This window comes from Clostridium sp. AT4 (assembly GCF_001517625.2).
GTDB lineage: Bacteria > Bacillota > Clostridia > Lachnospirales > Lachnospiraceae > Enterocloster.
Genome location: NZ_LN999825.1, coordinates 54176 through 79769, shown reverse-complemented (window position 1 = coordinate 79769; position 25594 = coordinate 54176). Strand labels below are relative to the sequence as shown.

Genomic DNA, 25594 nt, shown 5'->3' with positions numbered 1-25594 from the left:
TATATTATTGTTACGGCTTGAAAAAATAATTCAAAAATTCAGGCACAGATATAAGGATAATTTCCTCGTGGGTTTATGAAGTTGCGTTTGACGGGTGGTTATGATTATGGAAACGGGGACGGAACGGCAGAGTCATACTGCTTTGATGACTGGGGTTATCTCTATGTCAATACGGTTACGCCGGACGGCTATCAGGTAAATGAGTCGGGCGCATGGGTACAGGATGGGGAGGTATATGATTACGGAAACCACCTGGGAAGCTATGGCATGCCCAGACTTCACAGGCTGGAGATCAGCCGGCAGTCGAACAGATGTCTTCAGGTTTTGGGGTATATAGTAGGAAAAGATGATAAATGGGTTAGGTATAAAATATGGGATTATACGCTTTATCCGACAGAGGATGGAATCTATAAATCTCTGCCGGGAGAAGATTATTTTAAAAATCCATATGAGACGTATTTTATTGCAGAAGGGGATCAGCTGATGACTCTTTCCAGATATGTAGAGGATGTGGTAGTATATACGCTGTATAAAAAGGTACAGTAGAAATGATCCTGCAAACGAAAACCGGGCGCCCAAAGGCGCCCGATCCTGTATCAACCGGTCAATGATCGGATTAAGCGTTTAATACGCTCTTTAAGTACTCTGCGATCTCAGGTACCTGGCAGTTTGCAAAGAAATACTCCTGGAATTTCTCTCCACTGATGGCGGTCTTTAAGAAATCCTGATCGATATTCTTTAAGATGGTCATCATATCGGTATGGGTGATCTTCTTCACCTCATCCAGGATCTTCTTGTTGCGCTGCTCAGGAATTACGCGCTCCTTTGGATAGCCGCCGCCGCTTTCGCAGCCGAAAAGCTTCTCAAATACATACTGTAAGTGCAGCTCGGCGCCCCAGCCAAAGCCCTTGGCAAATGGCATTGCGATGGCGTTTCCGTCATTGATCTGAGCAAACATATAAGCATCCTCTACATCTACGATATGACCGCAGAGTACGCCGGGAAAAGAGTTGCAGGCTAACATAGCGCCTTCTCCTGTGCCGCAGCCGGTAACGACATAATCTGCAGCCTTAGAGTTTAACAGGATAGCAGACAGCAGTCCGCACATAACGTAGGTCAGCTGTGTTTCATCCTCAGCGGTATACATACCGTAGTTGAAAACTTCATGGCCCATAGGCTCTACAATCTTCTTTAAGTTCTCGCAGATCATGGAATTCTTTGCAGCCTGGCTGTTCTCGTTGATCAGTGCAATTTTCATAGTGCTTTCTCCTTTATACATATAGTGATAAGCCGGAAGGAGCAGAATCGTCCCCTGCGACATATACATTATCATACTACAGACCGGAAACACAGGCAAGTTTTATTCTTCGATCACCTGTATCTCCAGATAGTCAAAATCTACCGATTCAATAAAATGATCCCGGCCAAAGCGGGTTTTTGCATGGAGCTTAAAATCTTTTATATTGGAATCCAGCCAGATCGGTTTTTCCAGGTCAAATTCATAGCAGATCTCATCCAGACAGTCAAATACCATCTGGGTCCGTGACTGGGAGTAGTCGCTCCGGCAGGCAGTTATATCCTTTAGCAGATGGTTGTCCTTTATGAGCTTGCCCCACATTCTGAACATAAAAATCCCCCTTTCTCATACATGATATGCTTCAGTATAACACGGCAAAATGCAGAACCTCAAGACTTATATTTCTGAAAAATCCTGCTGTGCCTCCGCCAGGATATCTTTGGAATATCCGTCTTTTGTATATGTATCAAAATCACAGGCTGTCCGGCTGGTAATGAGAGACGCCGTCTCTTCCCCCAGAATATCAGAGATACAGGTATGGAAGATGCTTACCAGGTGGCCGCAGTGATACAGAAAATCCTTCGTATATTGTCCGGCCAGTTCTTTTTTCACAGCTGCGATCCGCTGACGGCTTTTGGGAGTCTGACAGTAGCCTACATAGGAAAAGGTGCAGCAGCTGTCGCCAAGTCCCAGGGCCGACCGGGTGATTATTGCCAGATCGGGATGAAAGCCCTGGATCAGATGGAGATCTACATATCTGCAGTACAGTGCGCCGTAGCGTTCCAGACCATATCTGGCCCAGCTTTCCTGCCACATGCAGCGGTGGCAGCAGAGCGTATAAACAGGGGACTCGCTGCCAATACTGTAGTCCTCAGGACTTGACGGGATTTGGAGTTCGCCATAGGATAAAAATGTCTCATGATCAAGCCTGCGTCCGTCTCGGACGGCCCGTTTTCGCATCCGCTGTCCCCTCTCATGGGCATAGCGCATGATCGCATTTGCAAAAATATCCAGTCCGTATTCTCCCAAATGTTCCTCCAGTGTTTTGCCATATAATCCGATCAGAAGTCCGTGATGAGTTACGGTATATGTACTGCGCTCCATAGAATTTAGCAGCTCCTTTCTGTGACAGTTATTTTTGTAAGGCTATTATACCACAAAACAGATATGGAAAAGCAGACCATCTCTTGCCCAGCGGCCTGTTTTGTAGTAAGCTATGGATATACAAAAGACGCGCGGTTTTGGTATGATTTCAGGATGCGCGGGACTCATAAGGAGGACAAAATTGTGGCACAGGCCATTACAGATTATGTAAAATTCCTGGCAGATGCCAGAGATGCGGTATACCGCGTGAACTGCGACAGCCGTACAGCCAGACAGCTGGAAGCAGAGGAGAGCCAGAAGGAAAAGGAGCTGGCTTCTTTGAAAAAAGAGGTGGCGGATACCATTTCCCGCACCGTAAAGGCACGCAGAGATGAGATTGAATCCGGTTATGACAGAGAAATTGCAAAGGGGCAGGACAGGCTGAAAAAAGCCAGAGCTAAACGGGAAAAGGCAAAAGATAAAGGCGTGAAAGAACGGATTGCCGAGGAAACCAGCCAGTTAAGAGACCACAACAGAGATTTGAAGATACAGTTAAAGACCATGTTTAAAAAGGATCGTGTTCCGGCCTTTGTAAATACGACCTTCTTTTATGCCCTTTATTATCCCAGGGGAATGAAGGAATTTGGAATAGGTTTTTTAACCTTCCTTATCTGCTTTCTGGCATTCCCCTGCGGCATCTATTTTTTGATTCCTGAACGAAAATGGTGGTATCTGGCTGCAGTTTATGTAGCAGATGTATTTTTATTTGGAGGGCTTTATCTGATGGTGGGAAACCGTATTCGGACTCATTATCAGGATGTTTTAAAGAAGGGGCGGGAGATCCGCAATCTTCTCAGGGCCAATCATAAAAAGATCCATGTGATTACCCGTACCATTCAGAAGGACGGAAATGAAGCTCTCTATGACCTGGAAAAATATGATGACGAGATTGCCTGCGCCAGCCAGGAGCTTTCTGAAATTGCAGAGCGGAAAAAGGATGCTGTGAGCAATTTTGAAAATGTGACAAGAACCATTATTTCAGATGAGATCGAGGGAAACCGCAGAGAAGAAATGCTGGCTCTGGAAGAGGAGATTAAGGAGCTTTCCGCCCAGCTTCACAGCCTGGAGGACAGTATCCGGGATCAGAACATCCATATCACAGATACATTTGGCCCTTATCTTGGAAATGAATTTTTAGAACCCGACCGCTTAAGCGAGCTTTCAAAGCTGATCCAGTCAGGCTCCGCGGCCAATATTACAGAGGCTATTACCCTGTATAAGGCTGGAAGCCAGAAAAAGGCGGATGGACAGTAGAAGAACGATAGATATTTTTAAACGGAAAAGGCCCCATACCGGTGCATCCTTTCTGGTGTATTTCAGAGAAGAGATGCAGGTATGGGGCTTTGGATTTGTTTACAAAGTCAGATAGTGAAAATCCACCTGATTCGCTGTGAGCAGCTGGGCCTCTCTCTGGTGGCAGGTAAAGAGAATGATCTGTCCCTTAAAGGTCTTTGAGAGCCATTTTAAGGCAGTTTTCAGCCGTTCATCGTCATATAGAGCAAAGCTGTCGTCAAAGATTAAGGGCATCTGTTCTCCTTCCGTCTGAACCAGCTTTGCGGCGGCAAGGCGGACTGCCAGATAAATCTGATCCATGGTTCCGCTGCTGACCTGCTCCACAGGAACAAGATGAGAGGGGGTGTTCATAAAGATATTTAAGTCCTGATCGATACTCATACTGGTGTAGATACCGCCTGTGATACCCGCTATAAGCTCAGAAGCAGTTTTATTTAAGTAGAGACCGAAAGAATCCCGGATGGTAGAGGAAAGCCGGTTTAAAGTATCCTGGGCCAGATCCAGGGCATCCAGCTCCTCCTGAATCCTCTCATTTTCCATGAGAACGTGCTTCAGGCCTTCCGCTTCACTGCGGCAGGTACTGAGCCGTTCCAGTTTTTGTTCTAATTCCCACTGAAGGCGCTGACCGGTTTCGATTTCCTTTGAAAGCTCTGCTTCACGGGACTGGAGCTGTTCGGCTTCATCTGTGAGCCGCTTCAGGGCGTTCTCCGACTGATATACAGCCCGCTCCAGGCGAAGGAGCTCCGATATGCGCTGTTCTAACCGGCGGATGGATTCATCGGAGATAGAGGAATCGCCCAGATGATCCCTGAGAATCCCGGATAAAAAATCCGTTACAGAGGACAGCTCTCGTTTTAGGCGCCGTCTGCTCCATAGCTGCATCAGGGCAGCTGCCAGGAAGACAGCGCCTCCAAGGCCGCAGAGACCGGTGAGAAATGTAAAAAAGGCGGGAGAGGTTCCTGCGTGTTCAGGCCCGAACCGGGTAAGAAGCCCCCGGATCATATCTGGTTTTTTGATGCAGGATCCCATTCCCAGAGCCAGGATGCCTGCTGCCAGAAAACAGAGGGCTGTGGCTGCCGTCTGAACGCGTCCGCCGGATGCCGCCGTTTTTTCTCTGTATTCCTTATAGGCTTCCTGTGTCTGGCGAAGCTGGTTTTGAATGGAGGCCTCATCTGTAAAATGGCTTCCAATAAGGATCTGCCGTCCTCTGGCAGTTTTTTCAAGAAGAGACTCTTTTTCTGTCCGGTGGGTTTCAAGCTCTTCCTTTATCTGCGTCAGATCAGCCTGACAGGATGCAAGACGGTTTTGATAGCGGGGATCGGAAATTTCGTGTTCAATGGTGCGTACTTCGCTCAGAAGCGCTGTGTATCTCTTTGCGGCCTCAGGTACCAGCTTTGCAGCCATTTCCCGCCTCTGGGATTTTAGAAGAGCGCTGGCTTTGGTGATATTTAAAGCAATACTGCCGGAGGTATTGAGATTGGCAATGTAATTTCGCAGCTCCGATACCATCCCCCCGTCTGTGGCGCTTTTTAACTGTCCGATGCTGATGGTGTTGCTGTAGGCGGTTTCTGAAAGGCCGCACCGCAGGCGTTCCCACAGAGCCGCTGTGGGCGTTTCCTCACAGCCCTTTGTTTCATTGATGATCGTAAGGCTTTTATTCCCTTTTTGAAATCTGCGTTCAATCCGGAAGATTTCTCCCTGGCTTTCCAGACGGAGCCATCCCTGATAAGCCCCTGTACCGGACCATGGTTCAAAGCGGGAATAGGTATCATTTTTGGAAGCACGTCCCCGCTGGCGTTCAATTCCAAAGAGCATTCCGCGGATAAAGGTATGAAGGGTGGATTTTCCGGCTTCATTTTTTCCATAGAGCACATTTAAGCCGTCTTCAAAGGAAAGATCCAGGTCATTCAGTTTTCCAAAGCCGTCAATATGAAGACTGAGTATTTTCATGGGTCTAGCTCCTTTCGTCCGTGGTGTGAAGCAGGGCATTTACGCCATAATAAAGGGCCTTTTTTTCTACAGGTGACATATCCTCTTTTTGGAGTGCCTGGATAAAAAAGCCGATCATATCGCTGGAATGTTCTGCAAAAAGTGCTGGAAAGTCATAGAGCGGTTCGGATTCGTCGATGATTTCACCGATTCGGAATCGTGCAGAGAGGGAGGATAGATCAAAGGTAATATCCGGATCCCTCATTCCTTTTAAACGGAAGCGGTAAATATGCTCCCGGCCCCGTTTGTCGATTTCATTGATGATCCGGTCGGTCAGACCTCCGTTTGTCGTTTCCGTCGTGACGGTCACAGCCAGAGGGATGCAGCGCAGGCTGGCGGCAGGGATAAAGTCCAGACGGGTCAGCCGCCGGGTAACGGGGTGGATTTCTCCTTCAAAATATCCGTGGGTTCCTGTCTCTGTCAGATCCAGGGGTTCAGGGGAACCGCAGTAGGCCATTTTATCCTCGGCAATGACCTGCGCTTTGTGGATATGTCCCAGTGCAATGTAAGAAAATGGGGATAAGCTCAGGGTGTTGAAATTCATAGGAACATGGGCCGGGTCTCCGCCGTGGGCTAAAAGGATCTGGATCCGGTTGTTTAAGGGAACCTGGATATCCTCTAAGAGAGGGTCGCGTATTTCAGTGGTATGGTAGCTGAAGCCATAGACCTCTGTGTTAATGTCATCAAAGTAAACAGAACTTAAAGCGGGATCAGCAAGAAAGGTTACATTAGGGCTCCAGGAAAAACTCAGGATACTGGAATTTTCCCGGATCTTGTCGTGGTTTCCTGCAATCATCACGACCCTGACATGGGGGATTGTGGAAAAGAGATAATTGACTTCTTTGATATCCCGCATCAGAGGCTGGCGGTGAAAAAGATCGCCGCTGATAAACAGGCAGTCGGCTTTAACTGCGCCTGCATGATCGATAATGGCTTTAAACGTATCCCGGATGGCTTGTGCCCGTTCTTTTCCCCAGGGTTTATCTGCATCCGGGGTCATGCCCCAATGTACATCGCCTGTATGGATGAATTTCATAATACCTCCCCCTCGTCCGGAAGCAGAGGATGCTTCCAACGCTTCCATAAACATCAGGGCCTGTTATCGCAACAGGCCCTGGTTTGATATAGATGCTGCCTGCAGCCGAAACGCAGTCCGGACTGCAGATCATGGATAAAATTACAGCTCGCAGTTATTTACAGTTCTTGGGAACGGAATGACGTCGCGGATGTTGGACATACCGGTCAAGTACATCACGCAGCGCTCAAAGCCCAGACCAAAACCGGCATGACGGGCAGAACCATATTTGCGCAGATCCAGATAGAAGCCATAATCCTCTTTCTTAAGGCCAAGCTCCTCCATTCTGGCAACCAGTTTATCGTAGTCGTCCTCTCTCTGGCTGCCGCCGATGATCTCGCCGATACCGGGAACCAGACAGTCTACAGCCGCTACAGTTTTGTTGTCGGGATTCATCTTCATATAGAAGGCTTTGATTTCCTTTGGATAGTCTGTAACAAATACAGGCTTCTTGAAAATCTGCTCTGTCAGGAAGCGCTCATGCTCGGTCTGAAGATCGCAGCCCCAGGATACCTTATAATCGAACTGGTCATTATGCTCCTCTAATAGCTTGACTGCCTCTGTATAAGTGATGCGGCCAAACTCGGAGTTCAGTACATTGTTTAAGCGGTCTAACAGGCCCTTGTCCACGAACTGGTTGAAGAAGTTCATCTCCTCCGGTGCGTGCTCCATTACAAAGCGGATAATGTATTTTAACATACCCTCAGCCAGATTCATATTGTCTTCCAGATCAGCGAAAGCAATCTCAGGCTCAACCATCCAGAACTCAGCCGCATGGCGGGTAGTGTTGGAATTTTCCGCACGGAAAGTAGGTCCGAAGGTATAGATATTGCGGAAGGCCATGGCGTAGGTTTCGCCGTTTAACTGTCCGCTTACGGTCAGGTTGGTTGGCTTTCCGAAGAAATCCTGCTTGAAGTCTACCTTGTCGTCTTCTGTCTTTGGAATATTGTTTAAGTCCATGGTAGTTACCTGGAACATCTCTCCTGCGCCCTCGCAGTCGCTTCCTGTGATCAGAGGGGTGTGTACATAGACAAAATCACGCTCCTGAAAATACTGATGGATGGCATAGGCAATCAGGGAACGTACGCGGAATACAGCCTGGAAGGTGTTTGTTCTGGGACGCAGATGGGAAATGGTGCGCAGGTACTCAAAGGAGTGGCGTTTCTTCTGCAGCGGGTAATCCGGTGCGGAGGCTCCCTCTACCGTAACTTCTGTGGCCTGGATCTCAAAGGGCTGCTTTGCCTGAGGCGTAGCCACCAGAGTACCCTTTACAATGACAGCTGTTCCTACACCCAGCCTGGATACCTGCTGAAAGTTCTCCAGCGTGTCGTGATAAACGGCCTGCAGAGGCTCAAAATAGGTTCCATCGCTGATGACGATGAAGCCGAAGGACTTGGAATCTCTCAGGCTGCGAACCCAGCCGCCGATGGTTATTTCCTGATCCATATACTGATCCGGATGCTTGTATAATTCTCTTACTGTAATCAGATCCATAATAATGGTAACTTCCTTTCTTTTTCCATTGATTTCGATAAAAAAATATGTCTTAAAAACTGCATATCGTGATTATATGATATTTCTCTCAATGTTTCAAGGCCTTCCCAGCCGGAGTTTCCGCATTTTTCTGCAAGTTTAAGGCGCTGAAGGAAGAGACTGCCCTGGTTTGCATGTTAGATCCGGATAAAGGATATATAGTATTTAAAACTGTACCATAATACAAGATATGGATAAATTAGAAGAACTATGGAATTTTTAAACGAAAAATGTCGGAAAACTGCGCAAAAAACACAAAATAAAATTAAATATTTATATACGGAAACTAAAATTTGTGTTATAATTATACTTACAAAAATTATAACAGCAAGAGGTGATAACGTGATTAAGAAAGAAATGATTGCCATGCTTTTAGCTGGCGGACAGGGAAGCCGCCTTGGCGTTCTGACAAAGAAAGTAGCCAAGCCGGCGGTATCTTTTGGGGGGAAGTACCGTATCATTGATTTTCCGCTGAGCAACTGTATCAACTCCGGTATTGACACAGTGGGAGTTCTGACACAGTATCAGCCATTACGTTTAAATACCCATATCGGAATCGGTATTCCGTGGGATCTGGACAGGAACGTAGGCGGCGTGACGATCTTACCTCCATATGAAAGGAGCAAAGGCAGCGACTGGTATACCGGTACAGCCAATGCGATTTACCAGAATCTGGAATATATGGAAGCGTATAATCCTGAGTACGTGCTCATCCTTTCCGGTGATCACATTTATAAGATGGATTATGAGGTTATGCTGGATTATCACAAAGCGAATAATGCGGATGTCACCATTGCTGCCATGCCTGTGCCTATTGAGGAGGCCAGCCGATTTGGTATTCTGATTACGGACGAGGCCAACCGGATCACAGAGTTTGAGGAAAAGCCCGCTGTTCCCAGAAGCAACCTTGCTTCTATGGGTATTTATATTTTCAGCTGGCCCGTATTAAGGGACGCTTTAATCCACTTAAAGGACGAACCCGGATGTGACTTCGGAAAGCACATTATTCCGTACTGTCACGGAAAGGGAGACCGCATTTTTGCATATGAATACAACGGCTACTGGAAGGACGTAGGTACTCTGGGATCTTACTGGGAGGCCAATATGGAGCTGATCGACATTATTCCTGAGTTTAATCTTTATGAGGAATACTGGAAGATCTATACCAAGAGTGATGTAATCCCTCCTCAGTACATAGCAGATGATGCAGAAATCGAACGCAGTATCATAGGCGAGGGAACAGAGGTTTACGGGAAGGTGATCAATTCTGTTATAGGTTCGGGAGTAACCATTGAGAAAGGAGCCGTAGTTCGGGATTCCATCGTGATGCAGGGCACTCATATCGGAGCCTGCACAGTGGTGGACAAGGCCATTATCGCTGAAAATGTAACGATCGGGGCAAATGCCGAGGTAGGCTTTGGAGATTATGCACCCAGCACCTATGATCCTAAGGTATATCAGTTTGAACTGGCTACCATCGGAGAGAATTCAGTGATTCCTGACGGCGTGAAGATTGGAAGAAATACAGCCATTGCGGGCGAGACGGCAATCGACGACTATCCTGACGGTATACTGGCAGGCGGAAATTACATTATAAAGGCAGGTGGCGTGAAATGAGAGCAATCGGTATTGTTTTAGCAGGTGGAAACAGCAAGAGAATGCGGGAATTGTCCAACAAGAGAGCCGTAGCCGCTATGCCGGTTGCAGGAAGCTACCGCAGCATTGACTTTGCATTGAGCAATATGACCAATTCCCATATCCAGAATGTGGCTGTATTTACACAGTACAATTCCAGATCCTTAAATCTTCATTTAAGCTCGTCCAAGTGGTGGGATTTCGGACGTAAGCAGGGCGGACTGTTTCTGTTTACTCCATCCATTACTCCGGAGAACGGCGACTGGTACCGCGGAACCGCAGATGCCCTGTATCAGAACCTTACATTCTTAAAGAACAGCCATGAGCCCTATGTAGTGATCGCCTCCGGCGACGGCGTGTACAAGCTGGACTATAACAAGGTTCTGGAATACCATATCGAGAAAAAGGCAGATATCACCGTTGTATGCAAGGATATGGAAGAAGGTATGGACGTCACCCGTTTCGGCTGCGTGAAGCTGGCTGCAGACGGACGGATCGTGGACTTTGAGGAAAAGCCCATGGCTTCAGACGCCACTACGATTTCCTGCGGTATCTATGTAATCCGCAGAAGACAGCTGATCGAGCTTCTGGAGCGCTGTGCAGCAGAGGATCGCTATGATCTGGTAAATGATATTCTGGTACGCTATAAGAACTTAAAGCGCATCTATGCATACAAGATGGACAGCTATTGGAGCAACATTGCTACCGTAGATTCCTACTATAAGACAAACATGGATTTCCTGAAGCCGGAAGTGAGAAATTACTTCTTCAGAGAGTATCCGGATGTCTATACCAAGATTGACGATCTTCCTCCGGCAAAGTACAACCCGGGCGCTGTGGTGAGAAACAGCCTTGTTTCCAGCGGCTGTATCTTAAACGGCACGGTAGAAAATTCGATCCTGTTTAAAAAGGCTTATATCGGAAATAACTGTGTGATCAAAAACTCCATCATTTTAAATGATGTATATATCGGAGATAACACGGTGATTGAAAACTGCATCGTTGAAAGCCGTGATACCATCCGGGCCAACACCACACATATCGGAACGCCGGATAATATCAAGATCGTGGTAGAGAAGAACGAGAGATATACATTATAATTTACGCGCAGTCATCTTCCTGCTGTGCGTGGAAGATGCAGCAAGGGGGCTGACGGAGAGGACGGAAGGGGATTAGCATGCAGGTTACGGATGTAAGAGTCAGACGGGTAGAAAAAGAAGGTAAAATGAAAGCGATCGTATCTATTACCATGGATAATGAATTTGTGATCCATGATATTAAGGTGATCGAGGGAGAAAAAGGGCTGTTTATCGCGATGCCCAGCCGCCGTTCTGCAGACGGCGAGTACCGCGATATCGCTCATCCCATCAATTCCGGCACCAGAGAAATGATCCAGAATACCATTCTGGAGAAATATGAGATGACGCTGCTGGAGAATGGGGGAGCAGAGGCTGAATAACCGGATAATATTAAGAACCGGACAGAAGGATTGAATTCTTTCTGCCCGGTTTTTTTGTGTGGTGCGCCTGGCGGCGCACGTCGCCAGCCATGATTAAAAGCGGGATTTTAGTGTACTTTTTGCCGAGTACTGCTGGAAGAAAGCCGGATGGAACTGGAAATGATTTTGGGGTATACTACGCATAACAAACAGACAGTGAGTATAAAAATCAGGAATGTACGGAGGCAGAAGGGAGGAATACCGGATGCAGATGGATGGACGCCTGAACCGGCTTTTGTCAGTGCTTTCAGAAGATTTATATATAAATATGGAAACCGTGGCCGACCAGCTGGAAGTCAGCGAGAGAACGGCCCGGACGCTGGTCAGTCAGCTGGATGAACTTCTTTGCCGGAACGGAGCTGCCATAGAGCGCCGCAGAGGTCTTGGACTCAGGCTTTGCGTAAAGGAACCGGAGCGCTATCAGGAGTTTATAAAGGGAAGAACCTCAGCCCTGCTTCCGGAGACCGGAAAAGAGAGGATAGAATTTATTCTGGCCCGATTATTTGCCGATGCTTCCGGAGTGAAGGCGGAGGAGCTCTGCGAACGGCTCTATATATCCAGAAAAACGTTGTCCCTTGATCTAAAAGGAGTCGAGCAGTATTTAAATAAGCATCATCTGGCTCTTGAAAGAAAACCCTATTACGGTCTTAAGATCCAGGGGGATGAATTCTCCATACGGCTTTGTATGAGCGCGGCATTTTATGAGTTCAGCGATCAGTGGTTTAAGGAAATTTATCATACATTTTGGGATGGGGAACAGATCCGCAATGAGATTCTAAGCAGTGTAAAACAATGTGGGGAAACCATCTATGAAATGGATATCCCTAATATTGTCCTGCAGGTGCAGATCGCTCTGTACCGCTGGGGACGGGGCTGTGTGATTCCGTTGGAGGAGATGAAGCACAGCGACCTGCTTCATGAAGGCGATATCCGTGCCGCAAGGCTTTGTGCGGAAGGACTGAAAGAGGCTTTTGGAATCTGTCTTCCGGTTCCTGAGATTAAATACATGGCGATCCAGCTTCTGGGAAAGAAAAAAATTTTGGCCGGAGACAGAAGCAGCGTTTTTATTGATATGGAGATCAATCAGCTGGTGAACCGGATGCTTGAAAGCGTCAAGCAGACATATAATCTGGATCTGGCATCGGATTTTGATTTAAATACATCCCTGAGACTTCACATGGTATCGCTGCGGATCCGCCTGCAGTACCGGCTGAAAATGGACAACCCCATTTTAAAGGAGATTAAAGAGGTATACAGCTTTCCCTATGCAGTGGCGGCCCATGCGTCTACGGTTTTGTCGGAGTATTTCCACACCATAGTCCCTGAGGCAGAGATTGGATACCTGGCCCTGTGTTTTGCCCTTTCGTTAAAACGGCAGGACAGACAGAGGTACAAGAGGAATATCCTTCTTGTGTGCGCCTCCGGTTCCGGTAGTGCTAAGCTTTTTGAATATCGGTTTCGGGAAATGTTCGGAGATTATCTGGACCGGGTAGAAGCCTGTGATATCGGATCTCTGGCATCCTGGGATTTTTCTAATATAGATTATGTATTTTCTACGGTTCCCGTAAAAACAGCCATTCCGGTTCCGGTATGTCAAGTACAGTATTTTTTTGACAGGCACAATGCGGGAGAGGTGGAACGGCTGCTGAAAAGCAGCAGGAAAGGCGGAATCCGATCGTATTTTGACCGGTCGCTCTTTTTTACCAATATAAAGGGAAACAGCAGAGAGGAGATCCTCCATGAGCTGTGCGGGCGCATCCGCAGAGTGCGGGAACTTCCGCCGGATTTTGAGGATTCCGTACGAAAGAGAGAAAATCTGATGCAGACAGACTTCTGTCCTCAGATTGCAATTCCTCATCCCTATCAGCCAGTGACGAAGGATACTTTTGTCTGCGTGGCGCTTTTGGAAAAGCCGGTGCTCTGGCATATTTATGAGGTACAGGTGGTATTTCTTTTATCCGTTTCGGTTAATAAGGAAAACCTGGAGGAATTTTACCGGATTGCCCCCAGTTTTATGATGGACGAGGGCTGTATGAACCATCTTCTGGAAACCCGGAGTTATGATACCCTGATGGATATTATTGACTGGGCGGAGAGAGATGAGCTTCAGAACCGGTAGTATATAAAACACATTAACCAAACTAAGGAGGTAACAATTATGGGTACGATCAGAGTGTTATTATGCTGCGGAGCTGGATTCTCCAGCGGATTCCTGGCACAGAAGGCAAGACAGGCAGCAAAGAAGAAAAAGCTGGACATGACTGTGGAAGCCAGAAGTGAGAGTGTGGTAAGCGAGTACATGGACAAGATGGATGTACTGTTAGTTGGTCCCCACTATGCAAGCGCTGTTCCGAAGCTGACAGAGGAGTGCGCACCCCATGGAATCCAGGTAGAGCTGATCCCGGCAGAGATTTATTCTTCTCTGGACGGAGCCGCACTGGTTGAGCTGGCAGAGAAGGTAGCTGCAAGAAAGGATGGATAAGTACAGATGAATGGTTTAATGACATGGCTTTCGGACGTATTTGCTCCTAAGGCCCGGCAGGTTTTTGCAAATCCATGGATCGATACCGTGGCAAGTACCATGAAGAAGGTTCTTCCGATCATTTTGACCGGTTCCCTGATCTTCTTCTACAACGTATTCCGTTCCTATATCCCGGCGCTTCCTGATTTAAGTCCCATTGCGAATTTCTCCTTTGGACTGCTGGCAATCTTCGTAGCTTTCTTTGTTACCCATGAGGCCATGATCAAGCTGGGACATGGACAGTATCAGATCAATGCATCGCTGATCTCCATTGCAGCGTACCTGCTGCTTTGCCGTCCTCAGGTAGTAGACGGAATCTTCCAGATTGATAACGGCCGTATCGGCGCTGCCGGTATCATGATGGGTATCGTAGTAGGTCTTTTCGTTGCCATTGTATTCCACATCTATGCAAACCTTCATGTACTGGAAAACAATGATACGCTTCCGGATTTTGTAAGCGACTGGATCAACAATATCATTCCCATTACCATTACTCTGGGACTGGCGATGATCTTTGCAAACGTATTAAAGCTGGATCTTTACAATATTCTGGTAAGCTTCTTTATGCCTCTTCAGAAGGGCGCTCAGACACTTCCCGGCTTTATCCTGATCTGCTTTGTACCGGTTATTTTCTACTCAATGGGTATTTCCAGCTGGGTATTCAATGCAGTTACCACTCCTATCTTTATGGTGGCGATCGCAGAGAATATCGAGGCTGTGGCAAACGGCGGCGTTCCTATGAATATCGCTACCAGCGAGGCCGTATTTACAGCTGCTTTGATCACCATGGGCGGCCGCGGCGGCACACTTCCTTTAAACGTGCTGATGCTGGGTTCCAAGAGCAAGAAGCTTAAAACCATGGGTAAGATCTGTATCGGACCTTCTTTGTTCAATATCAACGAACCGTTAATGTTCGGCGCACCGGTTGTATTTAACCCTCTGTTAATGCTTCCGATCCTGATCAATAGTATCGTTGGTCCTACAGTTGTATGGCTGACCATGCACTATGGCCTGTTAAATATTCCTTCCAAGATGGTGCAGGTAGGACAGATCCCGGCTCCGTTTTCCAGTGTGATGATTACGGGAGACTGGAGAGCCGTTCCGGTGTATATCGTACTGTTTATCCTGTATCTGCTGACCTGGTATCCATTCTACAAAGTATATGAGAGACAGTGCGTAGAGGAAGAAACACAGGCTGCATGCTGATGCAGAGCACTTAAAACATATGGCGGCGTTCCCTGGTTTTGGGGGCGCTGCTTTTCAGAAAGGAGAGAAATAAAAGTGGGAGAAATGATGTTTAAGGATGATGATAAGGTCGTTCAGGTTGCCATGCAGATCGTAATTTCTGCAGGTGATGCCAGAAATGCAGCCGGAAAGGCATTAGATTGTGTAGCAGCATTTGATTTTGCAGGAGCAAAGGAGCATATGGAGGAGGCAAATAACCATATTTGTGCAGCTCACAATGCTCAGACAGAGATGATCCAGTCTGAGATCGCGGGAACAGAAACCATTCAGCCAAGCCTGCTGTTTAACCATGCACAGGATACGCTGATGACCGTTATGTCAGAGATCCACCTGGCAGAGAAAATGATCCAGGTATTTGAAAGTTTCTACAATAAAATGAATGCATAAAGGAGAAACTATGAGCGCAGATATCAGAAAGACGATGCCGGAAGGCTTTTTATGGGGAGCTTCTACAAGTGCTTATCAGGTAGAGGGAGCAGCAGAAGAGGACGGAAAGAAGCTGTCCCAGATGGACATTTTAAACCGCGGAACCGGCTTTGCAGATGCAAGCGTAGCCAGTGATCACTATCACCGCTATAAAGAAGACATCGCGCTGATGAAGGAATGCGGCTTTACTGCATACCGTTTTTCCTTTTCCTGGTCAAGAATTTTCCCGGACGGCGTTGGAGAAGTAAACCCAAAGGGCCTGGAGTTTTATGACAACCTGGTAAATGAGCTGGTAGCAAATGGAATTAAGCCGATCCCTACCATTTACCACTACGATATGCCAATGGCTCTTGTAGACAAATATGACGGCTGGATAAGCCGCCAGAGCGTGGATGATTTTGTGGCTTACGGAGAGTTCCTGATCCGCAGATACGGCGACAGGATCAAAGACTGGCTGATTATCAATGAGCAGAGTATTATTGTGGAATTCTGGAAAAAGAAGAATTATGTGCCTGAGAAATACCATGGGGATCCTCAGGTGAAATTCCAGATCAACCACCATATGAATCTGGGACAGGCAAAGATCAGCAAGCTGATCCATGAGCTGGTAGAAGGCGGACGTTCCGGTGCAGCCATCGGATATTCTCCGGTGTACGGACTGGATTCCACTCCGAAAAATATGCTGGCTATGTTAAATGCAGAGGATTTAAAGAACCACTTCTTCCTGGATATTTATTTTAAGGGCAAATATCCCGTAGGTGCATTCCGCTATCTGGAAGAGCATGGAATGGCTCCTGTGATCGAAGAGGGAGATATGGAGATTATCCGTGAGGGAATGCTGGACTTCCTGGGCGTAAACTACTATGCAAGCAAGTGCGTGCGCTTCCCGGATGCTGATAAGAATGAGCTGACAGAGGCTAAGAGCAACTTAAGCGGCAAGAAGGGCGCTATGGGAGCTTATGAGGTAATGCCTGATTTCTATCAGTACATGAAGAATCCGAATGCGGATACAAATGACTGGGATTGGACCATTGACCCAACGGGTATGCAGTACCTGCTGCGTGATATCTATCAGCGCTATGAGATCCCGATGATCATCACAGAGAATGGTCTGGGTGCAAGGGATGTTCTGGAGGACGGAAAGGTACATGATGATTACCGTATCGATTACTGGACCAAGCACCTTCAGGCAATCCACAGAGCCATCGAGCTGGGCGTGGATGTAAGAGGCTTCCTGCCATGGTCCTTTGTGGATGTACTCAGCACCAGTAATGGTTACCAGAAGCGCTATGGTCTGGTGTATGTAAACCGTGATGATGAGGACATCAAGGATCTGGCAAGAATTCCAAAGGACAGCTATTACTGGTATCAGAAGGTGATCGCTACCAATGGGGCACATTGTCTGGAAGAAGAATAAAGATATAAAAAGGCCGTCCAGCCGGAATCGGAAAAGTCGATTCCGGCTGGGCGGTTTTTACATCCTCTTCAAAATACTTCTCGCCACGCTGATACCGTTTGCAGAAGCCTGCTGCAGGCCTCTGGTAACAGAAGCGCCATCACCGATGGCTCTCAGTCCATGTACGCTGGTTTCAAAGTCTTTATCAACCACTACCTTGTTGGAGTAGAATTTAACTTCTACGCCATAGAGCAGGGTTTCATCGCTGGCAATACCGGGAGTGACCTTGTCCAGGGCCAGGATCATTTCCTTGATATCCGTCATAATGCGGTAGGGGAATACAAGGGACAGATCGCCGGGAACCGCATCCTTTAAGGTTGGGGTCAGGTTGTTGCGGCAGAGGCGCTCCTCTGTGGTGCGGCGGCCTCTCTGGAAGTCGCCGAAGGTCTGGACCATGATCCTGCCTCCGCAGAGCATATTGGAGAGCTGGGCAATGTGTTTACCGTACTCGATGGGCTCGTTAAAGGGGCGGGTGAAGTTTTTGCTTACCAGAAGGGCAAAATTGGTATTGTTTGTCTTATATTCCTGTGATTTATATGCATGGCCGTTTACTACTGCAAGGCCGTTTTCATAGTATTCGGTTGCTACTTCACCGGAAGGGTTGCTGCAGAAGGTGCGTACCTTATCGTCAAAGGTAGGGGTGTAGTAGACCAGCTTGGCCTCATAAAGGTTTTCGTTGAGGAATTTCATAACCTCGTCGCGGACTTCAACGCGGACGCCGATATCCACGGTTCCAACCTTTGTCTCAATGTGGTGGTTATCGCAGACATGGGAGAACCAGTCAGAACCCTCGCGGCCAATGGCAGCTACGATCTCCGGTGCGCAGAAGGTTTCATCTTTGTCCGTTACAATACCCTTTACAGTATCGCCCTCGATCAGGATGTCCTTTACCATGGTGTTAAATTTCATCTCAATGCCCTGAGCCAGCAGGTGCTCCTGAAGGCGGGTATAGATTTTGTAGCCTTCCTCTGTACCCAGGTGACGGATGGGGCATTCGATGAGCTTTAAGTTGGCGTTGATGGCCTTGCGGCGGATTTCTTCGATTTCCTTCTGCTTGTCAATGCCGTATACATTTTTGTCTGCCCCGAATTTCAGATAAATGTCATCAGATTCCTTTAAAAGCGCAGCCGTCTCGTCATACCCCAGGATTTCGGGCAGGTTTCCGCCTACATCTGGAGACAGTGAAAGCTTTCCGTCGGAAAATGCTCCGGCGCCTGCAAATCCAGTTGTGATGGAACAGGGCTTGCAGCCTACACAGACCTTGGTAGTGCGCTTGGGGCAGACACGTTTTTCAATGGGACGGCCCTTTTCGACCATAAGGATCTTAAGTTCCGGTTTCTGACGGATCAGCTCATAGGCGCAGAAGATGCCGGAAGGGCCGGCGCCGATGATGATTACATCATACAGATTATTTTTGCTCATAAGAAATTCTCCTCTCTTTGAGATTCAAAGCCTGATGGTAAATAAGGCCCAGAACGAATATAACTATAGTCTATCATAGTTATGAAAAGGGGTCTACCGCTCTTTTTTCATTACCCGTGTTACCATAAAAATACAGTAAAACATGGCTAAGGCCCATGCAATGGGATTGGCCAGACAGATGCCAAGATATCCCAGCTTTGTTACTGCCAGAAGGCCTCCAAGGCTTCGTCCGACCAGCTCGCCGATGCCGGATATAACAGCCTGCATACTGTATCCAAGGCCCTGAAGGGTATTTCTGAAGATCATTAAGAGGCCGTGGAAGCAGAACAGAAGGCTCATAACGCTTAAGTATTCCAGCGCTCCGGCAGTGACTGCCGGGTCTGCGTCTCCCAGCACCAGCCCGACGGCAAAATCTTTGCACAGGAAAATGGCGGTCCAGGCGGCAGCGCAGTAGCACAGCTGGATTTTGCAGCCGTCCTTTATACCCTGGCGGATGCGGTCGGTGCGCCCTGCACCGTGGTTCTGGCCGGCATAGGTTGCCATAGCCATACCCACGCTTTCCATGGGAAGGGTGAACATCTGGCGGATTTTTTCTCCCGCGGTCTGTGCGGCTACGGCAGTACTTCCCAAGAGGTTGATGGCGTCCTGCATAATAACGGCTCCAATGGCGGAAACGGAGTATTCAAAGCCCATGGGAAGGCCGATGTAGGCCAGCTTTTTGCAGTGGTGGGAGGAAAGGCGCAGCTTATTTTTAGTAAAGCTCAGGCCGTGTCCTTTTGCAGTTTTGGAGAAGAACCACCAGGTACAGAGCAGGCCGCTGAAGGCCTGGCTGATTACAGTAGCGATGGCTGCTCCGTCTACTCCCATTCCGAAAGGAACGATTAAAATCCAGTCAAGGGCAATATTCAGGAGACTGGAGGCCAAAAGGAAATAAAAGGGATGTCTGGAATCTCCCATGGCTCGCAGGACGCTGGAGGAGTAGTTGTACAGAACCGTAGCAGGAATTCCCAGGAAAATGATGCGGATATAAAGAGAGGAATCATCAAAGAGCTCAGGCGGCGTGTGGATGAGCTTTAGGAGCGGAGGGGCCGTCAGGGTGGTGACAACAGTAAAGACAGCGCTGAGCCCAATGCAGAGGGCGGTTCCGTTGATGAGGAAGCGCTCCAGATTTTTATGATCCTTTGCTCCAAAGGATTCGGCTGCCGGGATGCCGAATCCCACGCAGGCGCCCTGGATAAAGCCAAGGATCAGAAAGTTCAGGGAGTAGGTGGTTCCTACAGCTCCCAGGGCGTCGGTTCCCAGACAGCGGCCTACAATAATGGTATCTGCAAAGCTGTAGAGCTGCTGAAAAAGTGTACCCAGCACCAGAGGAAGGGCAAAACGAAGGATCTGAGCCAGGGGGCGTCCCACGGTCAGATCTGTTGTACCGGAACGGTTTTTTTTGACTGTTTCCATGATAAAGATTCTCCTTGTGTGTTTTACGGCTCTATTTTAGCATGGATTCCAGATGAATGGGGAATATCTTTAGAAAATATTTCAGAAAGCGTCAGATTTACGTTAGAGTTCTTTAAGGCTTTCTCAAGGACACAAGGGGGAGAATGTGCTAGAATGATATTATAAGAAATAAACGTACGAAAGAGAAAGAAGGTGGACAGATGAGAACCGGTAAAAACTGGAACATATTAAAAAGGGGTCTTAAGTGGACCATTGGCATCATGGCGGCAGCGGTTATTTGTATCTGCGTAAATGTAGGCATGAAGGGCTATGATATGTACAGAGATGCCATCAGCCAGATCAGCCTTAAGGACAAGGTAGAGCAGATCCGTTCCAAGGAAAACTATACGGAATTTGCAGAGCTTCCGGAAACGTATGTAGATGCGGTTCTCTCTGTGGAAGACCACCGCTTTTACGGTCATATCGGTATTGACCCCATCGCCATTACCCGTGCGGTTATCAATGATATAAGGGCAGGCGCTTTTGTGGAAGGCGGAAGCACCATTACCCAGCAGTTGGCAAAGAACCTGTATTTTACACAGGAAAAGAAGATGGAGCGCAAGGCGGCAGAGGTATTTATGGCTTTTGCTCTGGAAAAGGAATACAGTAAAAATGAGATTCTTGAGCTTTATGTGAATACTATTTACTTTGGAAACGGATACTACTGCATTAAGGATGCCAGTGAGGGTTACTTTGGAAAGGCTCCTGAGGATATGGACGATTATGAGAGTACTCTGTTAGCTGGTGTTCCCAATGCTCCTTCCAAATATGCCCCCACAGTAAATCCGGCACTGGCTGCCAAGCGCCAGGAGCAGGTGCTGGAGCGTCTGGTGGAGTGCGGACTCTTTACAGAAAAACGGGCCAGAGAAACTATGGCAGAGACCAGGGAATATCAGGAACCGGATGCGGCGTAAAGGCTGGATGGTCGGATCTGCCGCACTGCATTTACAATCCACTTATAATTTGATAGAATAAAGAAAAGATAAGCGTTAGACACCCCATGTGCGGGAGTCTAGCGCTTATGGGCGTGTCTGTATACGGCGGACATATGGACAGACACTGCAGCACCGTAGGCATTTTTCTGCGGAAGAGGATAAATTTTGAGATAAAGAAAGAGGAAAACAGATATATGTATTTGATCGTTGGTTTGGGAAATCCTGGAAGGGAGTATGATAAGACAAGACACAATGCAGGTTTTGATACCATGGATGTGCTGGCAGATATGCTCAATACATCGGTGGAGGAGAAGAAGTTTAAGGGGCTTTATGGCAGAGGCCTCATCGGCGGAGAAAAGGTAATCCTTTTAAAGCCCCAGACCTTTATGAATTTAAGCGGTGAAAGTGTCAGGGAGGCGGCGGATTTCTATAAAATCGATCCGGAGCATATCATTGTAATATATGACGATATTAGTCTGGAGCCCGGACAGCTCCGGATCCGCAGAAAGGGCAGCGCCGGAGGACATAATGGAATAAAGAACATCATTGCCCATCTGGGAACCCAGGAATTTCCCCGGATTAAGGTAGGCGTAGGGGCTAAGCCGCCCAGAATGGATCTGGCGGACTATGTGCTTGGCCGTTTTTCTGCTGAGGACAGAAGGGTGATGGAAGAAGCCTTTAAGACAGCGGCGAAAGCAGCTCAGGTGATGATCACAGACGGGGCTGAGGCGGCGATGAATCAGTTTAATGGGCATAAGGAGTGAGTTTCTGCACATTACAGCGCACCCCGCAGTCTGATACCCAGAGCTCCGGTTTCCGACCATAAGAAAACCTAGGAGACTGAGATTTTTCTAAAAACAAGAGCCATATCAAAAACTCGCTGCGCTCAGACAGGTTTGATATGGCTCTTAACGAAAAAACTCATTCTCTAAGGTTTACTAATGGTCTCCAAAGTCGCTCTGGGTATCAGACAGCAGGTCACACTGTAATGTACGGAAACTTCAATATTATCAAGGAAAGGCAGAAAGGGAAATCATGGAAAATCCGTTACTGGAATTACAGGAGTATGAAAATCTTCTGGAGGCTTTAAAAAAGGCAAAGGGGCCTCTGCAGGCGGCCGGGACGCTGGAATCCCAGAAGGTTCACCTCATGCATGAGCTGGGGGAGGACGGGGGATTTCCCTGGAAGCTGGTTGTTACCTATGATGAGCAGAGGGCCAAGGAAATCTATGATGATTTCCGCAGCTTTACCCGGCAGGTCTGGCTTTATCCGGCCAAGGATCTGCTTTTTTATGCTGCGGATATTCATGGAAATCTGATGACCCGGCAGAGGATCTCTGTACTGCGCCATCTGATGGAGGATGAGGGCGGTGTAGTTGTAACGACAATCGACGGTCTGATGGACCATCTCATGCCTCTGGCATTTTTAAAGCAGCATGCAGTGACCGTGGAATGCGGACAGGTTATTGAGCTGGATCAGTGGAAGGAGCGGCTTACAGAGCTGGGATATGAGCGTACGGGCCAGGTAGACGGTATGGGCCAGTTTTCCATCCGGGGAGGCATCATAGATATTTTTCCGCTCACCGAGGAAGTTCCGGTGCGCATTGAACTGTGGGATGATGAGGTGGACTCCATCCGTACCTTTGATCCGGAAAGCCAGAGGTCGGTAGAACAGTTAGACCGGGTTGTAATCTATCCTGCATCGGAAACTGTCTTAACGAAAGGACAGCTGGAGAAAGGGATAAAGCGTTTGGAGGAGGAAACGGCCTCTTATGTGAAGGCTTTGGAGGGACAGAAACGCCGTGAGGAAGCCATCCGGATTAAGGGAATCATACGGGAACTGACAGAAGGGATCCGTGAGGGCTGGAAGAGAGGCGGACTGGATGGCTATATCCGGTATTTCTGTCCAGAAACTGTATCATTTTCCGATTATTTTCCTCAAGGGGACTGTGTTGTTTATTTAGACGAGCCGGGACGGCTGAAGGAGCGGGGAGAAACAATCGAGCTGGAATTTCGTGAAAGCATGGTTCACCGGTTGGAAAAGGGATACCTGCTGCCGGGACAGACAGAGCTTCTCTATCCCGCAGGACAGGTTCTCGGAAGGCTTCAGGGGCCGTACAGCATTATGCTCACAGGGCTGGATCAGAAGCTGCCGGGAATGAAGGTGAACCATAAGTTCAGCTTTGATGTGAGAAATGTAAATTCTTACCAGAACAGTTTTGAAATTTTAATTAAGGATCTGACCCGCTGGAAAAAGGAAGGCTACCGGGTGGTGCTTTTATCTGCCTCCCGTACAAGAGCCAGCCGTCTGGCAGGGGATTTACGGGAATATGATCTGCGGGCCTACTGTCCGGACGGAGAGACGGAAGGAGAGGAAAGCCGCGCAGAACGGAAGGTTCTTCCGGGAGAGATCATGGTTACCTACGGAAATCTCCACCGGGGCTTTGAATATCCTCTGCTTAAATTTGTTTTCATTACCGAGGGCGATATGTTCGGGGTGGAAAAGAAGAAAAAGAAACGGAAGAAGCAGAGCTATCAGGGCCGGGCGATCCAGAGCTTTTCCGAGCTGTCCGTGGGAGATTATGTAGTCCATGAGGAGCACGGCCTTGGTATCTACCGGGGAATTGAAAAGGTAGAGCGGGACAAGGTGGTAAAGGATTATATCAAGATTGAATACGGAGATGGAGGCAATCTGTATCTGCCTGCCACCCGGCTGGAGAGTATCCAGAAATATGCGGGCTCAGAGGCGAAAAAGCCAAAGCTCAACCGTCTGGGAGGCTCTGAATGGACAAAAACCAGGGCAAAGGTAAAGGGTGCCGTTCAGGAAATCGCAAAGGATCTGGTAAAGCTTTATGCGGCCCGTCAGGAGCAGAAGGGCTTCCAGTACGGCAGCGATACGGTGTGGCAGAAGGAGTTTGAGGAGCTGTTCCCCTATGATGAAACAGAGGATCAGTTAGACGCCATTGACGCTGTAAAAACGGATATGGAAAGTCCAAAGATCATGGACCGTCTGATCTGCGGCGACGTGGGATACGGAAAAACAGAAATCGCCCTGCGGGCCGCGTTTAAGGCAGTACAGGACAGCAAGCAGGTGGTCTATCTGGTCCCTACTACGATTTTGGCCCAGCAGCATTACAATACCTTTGTTCAGAGGATGAAAGATTTTCCAGTTAGAATCGAGATGATGAGCCGGTTCTGTACCCCGGCCCAGCAGAAGAAAACTCTGGAGGGGCTGCGGAAAGGGCTGGTGGATATCGTAATCGGTACGCACCGGGTTCTTTCAAAAGACCTGCAGTTTAAGGATCTGGGACTTCTCATTATTGATGAGGAGCAGCGCTTTGGCGTGACCCACAAGGAAAAGATCAAGCAGATGAAGGAAAATGTGGACGTAATGACCCTGACCGCTACGCCGATTCCCAGAACCCTTCATATGAGTCTGGCCGGAATCCGGGATATGAGTGTGTTAGAGGAGCCGCCGGTGGATCGAACGCCCATTCAGACCTATGTAATGGAGTACAATGAAGAAATGGTACGGGAGGCCATTAACCGGGAACTGGCCCGGAATGGACAGGTGTATTATGTATACAATCGTGTAACAGATATTGATGAGGTAGCAGGAAAGATCCAGGCTATGGTGCCGGATGCGGTTGTGACTTTTGCTCATGGGCAGATGAAGGAGCATGAGCTGGAACGGATCATGACGGACTTTATCAACGGGGAAATTGATGTGCTGGTATCCACAACAATTATTGAAACTGGACTGGATATCCCCAATGCCAATACCATGATTATCCACGATGCAGACCATATGGGACTTTCTCAGCTGTACCAGCTCAGGGGCCGTGTGGGACGTTCTAACCGGGTTTCTTATGCGTTTCTCATGTATAAGAGAGATAAGCTTTTAAAGGAAGAAGCAGAAAAGCGCCTTCAGGCGATCCGCGAGTTTACGGAGCTGGGCTCAGGCATCAAGATTGCCATGCGGGATCTGGAAATCCGTGGGGCCGGAAATGTGCTGGGCGCAGAGCAGCATGGCCACATGGAGGTAGTAGGCTATGATCTGTACTGCAAAATGCTTAATCAGGCAGTGCTTGCATTGAAAGGGGAAGAAACAGAGGTGGATCTTTACGAAACTTCGGTAGAATGTGATATTGACGCCTACATTCCTCCGTCTTATATTAAAAATGAATATCAGAAGCTGGATATTTACAAGAGGATTTCCACCATTGAAACGGATGAGGAATATATGGATATGCAGGATGAACTCTTAGACCGGTTTGGAGATATCCCAAAGAGCGTAGAGAATCTTTTAAAGATTGCCATGGTGCGGGCTCTGGCACACAGAGCCTATGTGACAGAGGTATTTGTAAACCGCCAGGAAATCCGGCTTACCATGTATCAGAAGGCGAAACTGGATGTGACCAGGATTCCGGATTTTGTGCAGTCTTATAAGGGAGAATTAAAGCTGGTGCCGGGAGAAACGCCGGTATTTCACTATGTGGACCGAAAGAATAAAAACAGCGACAGCTTAATCATGCTGGAAAAGGCCAGAACTATGCTGGAGCAGCTGGGGAAGCTGGGGCAGAAGGAACCGGGCGGAAACGGGGCAGATTAAAAAGCAGGAGACAGGAGGTAG

21 protein-coding genes are annotated in these 25594 nt (G+C 48.0%); 13 read left to right on the top strand and 8 right to left on the bottom strand.

Annotation, left to right across the window (positions count from 1 at the left end):
* Positions 1-87: 87 nt before the first annotated feature.
* Positions 88-546, top strand: a complete 459-nt coding sequence (locus BN3656_RS01370; protein WP_096807379.1) for a hypothetical protein — start codon at positions 88-90, stop codon at positions 544-546.
* Between the two features lie 70 nt (positions 547-616).
* Here the strand turns inward: BN3656_RS01370 and BN3656_RS01365 are convergent, their stop codons facing one another.
* From BN3656_RS01365 to BN3656_RS01355, 3 genes are all read right to left on the bottom strand, one after another.
* Positions 617-1258, bottom strand: a complete 642-nt coding sequence (locus BN3656_RS01365; RefSeq protein ID WP_066543295.1) for an RpiB/LacA/LacB family sugar-phosphate isomerase — start codon at positions 1256-1258, stop codon at positions 617-619.
* Between the two features lie 102 nt (positions 1259-1360).
* Entirely contained in the window at positions 1361-1627 is a 267-nt protein-coding gene (locus BN3656_RS01360) for a hypothetical protein (protein WP_066543294.1), read from the bottom strand.
* A 66-nt stretch (positions 1628-1693) separates the two neighbouring features.
* The gene (locus BN3656_RS01355; protein ID WP_066543293.1) at positions 1694-2401 is read right to left on the bottom strand and encodes an L-2-amino-thiazoline-4-carboxylic acid hydrolase; all 708 of its coding nucleotides are present in this window, start codon (positions 2399-2401) and stop codon (positions 1694-1696) included.
* Between the two features lie 183 nt (positions 2402-2584).
* Here BN3656_RS01355 and BN3656_RS01350 point away from each other — a divergent pair, with 183 nt between their 5' ends.
* A complete protein-coding gene (locus BN3656_RS01350) occupies positions 2585-3694 on the top strand; it encodes a hypothetical protein (protein ID WP_066543534.1) in 1110 nt (369 codons plus the stop codon).
* Between the two features lie 99 nt (positions 3695-3793).
* Here BN3656_RS01350 and BN3656_RS01345 read toward each other — a convergent pair whose 3' ends face one another.
* The 3 genes from BN3656_RS01345 to asnS all read right to left on the bottom strand — a co-directional run bounded on the left by BN3656_RS01345 (position 3794) and on the right by asnS (position 8291).
* Positions 3794-5683, bottom strand: a complete 1890-nt coding sequence (locus BN3656_RS01345) for an AAA family ATPase (RefSeq protein ID WP_066543291.1) — start codon at positions 5681-5683, stop codon at positions 3794-3796.
* Between the two features lie 4 nt (positions 5684-5687).
* A complete protein-coding gene (locus tag BN3656_RS01340; protein WP_066543289.1) occupies positions 5688-6758 on the bottom strand; it encodes a metallophosphoesterase in 1071 nt (356 codons plus the stop codon).
* 141 nt (positions 6759-6899) lie between these two features.
* Positions 6900-8291, bottom strand: coding sequence for an asparagine--tRNA ligase (gene asnS, locus BN3656_RS01335; RefSeq protein WP_066543287.1), 1392 nt, complete (start codon positions 8289-8291; stop codon positions 6900-6902).
* A 381-nt stretch (positions 8292-8672) separates the two neighbouring features.
* Between asnS and BN3656_RS01330 the strand changes: the two genes are divergently transcribed.
* The 8 genes from BN3656_RS01330 (at position 8673) to BN3656_RS01295 (ending at position 17072) form a co-directional block, all read left to right on the top strand.
* Entirely contained in the window at positions 8673-9947 is a 1275-nt protein-coding gene (locus tag BN3656_RS01330; protein ID WP_066543285.1) for a glucose-1-phosphate adenylyltransferase, read from the top strand.
* On the top strand, positions 9944-11065 hold the full coding sequence (gene glgD, locus BN3656_RS01325) for a glucose-1-phosphate adenylyltransferase subunit GlgD (protein WP_066543283.1): 1122 nt from the start codon (positions 9944-9946) through the stop codon (positions 11063-11065). Before BN3656_RS01330 ends, glgD begins: the two co-directional genes overlap by 4 nt.
* Before the next feature lie 77 nt (positions 11066-11142).
* Positions 11143-11424, top strand: a complete 282-nt coding sequence (gene spoVG / locus BN3656_RS01320; RefSeq protein ID WP_066543281.1) for a septation regulator SpoVG — start codon at positions 11143-11145, stop codon at positions 11422-11424.
* A 244-nt stretch (positions 11425-11668) separates the two neighbouring features.
* The gene (locus BN3656_RS01315) at positions 11669-13582 is read left to right on the top strand and encodes a PRD domain-containing protein (RefSeq protein WP_066543278.1); all 1914 of its coding nucleotides are present in this window, start codon (positions 11669-11671) and stop codon (positions 13580-13582) included.
* A gap of 39 nt (positions 13583-13621) precedes the next feature.
* A complete protein-coding gene (locus BN3656_RS01310) occupies positions 13622-13945 on the top strand; it encodes a PTS sugar transporter subunit IIB (RefSeq protein WP_066543277.1) in 324 nt (107 codons plus the stop codon).
* Positions 13946-13951: 6 nt separating this feature from the next.
* Positions 13952-15190 (top strand): PTS transporter subunit EIIC, encoded by a 1239-nt coding sequence (locus BN3656_RS01305; RefSeq protein ID WP_066543276.1) that lies wholly within the window; start codon positions 13952-13954, stop codon positions 15188-15190.
* Positions 15191-15274: 84 nt separating this feature from the next.
* Entirely contained in the window at positions 15275-15616 is a 342-nt protein-coding gene (locus BN3656_RS01300) for a PTS lactose/cellobiose transporter subunit IIA (protein ID WP_242962917.1), read from the top strand.
* A 10-nt stretch (positions 15617-15626) separates the two neighbouring features.
* Entirely contained in the window at positions 15627-17072 is a 1446-nt protein-coding gene (locus BN3656_RS01295; RefSeq protein ID WP_066543275.1) for a glycoside hydrolase family 1 protein, read from the top strand.
* A gap of 57 nt (positions 17073-17129) precedes the next feature.
* Here the strand turns inward: BN3656_RS01295 and BN3656_RS01290 are convergent, their stop codons facing one another.
* A complete protein-coding gene (locus tag BN3656_RS01290) occupies positions 17130-18533 on the bottom strand; it encodes an FAD-dependent protein (RefSeq protein WP_066543274.1) in 1404 nt (467 codons plus the stop codon).
* A gap of 93 nt (positions 18534-18626) precedes the next feature.
* A complete protein-coding gene (locus tag BN3656_RS01285) occupies positions 18627-19988 on the bottom strand; it encodes an MATE family efflux transporter (protein ID WP_066543269.1) in 1362 nt (453 codons plus the stop codon).
* A 200-nt stretch (positions 19989-20188) separates the two neighbouring features.
* Between BN3656_RS01285 and BN3656_RS01280 the strand changes: the two genes are divergently transcribed.
* From BN3656_RS01280 to mfd, 3 genes are all read left to right on the top strand, one after another.
* Positions 20189-20941 (top strand): biosynthetic peptidoglycan transglycosylase, encoded by a 753-nt coding sequence (locus tag BN3656_RS01280; protein WP_066543266.1) that lies wholly within the window; start codon positions 20189-20191, stop codon positions 20939-20941.
* Positions 20942-21156: 215 nt separating this feature from the next.
* Positions 21157-21726, top strand: a complete 570-nt coding sequence (gene pth, locus BN3656_RS01275; protein ID WP_066543530.1) for an aminoacyl-tRNA hydrolase — start codon at positions 21157-21159, stop codon at positions 21724-21726.
* A 271-nt stretch (positions 21727-21997) separates the two neighbouring features.
* A complete protein-coding gene (gene mfd / locus BN3656_RS01270; protein WP_066543260.1) occupies positions 21998-25573 on the top strand; it encodes a transcription-repair coupling factor in 3576 nt (1191 codons plus the stop codon).
* Positions 25574-25594 lie beyond the last annotated feature (21 nt).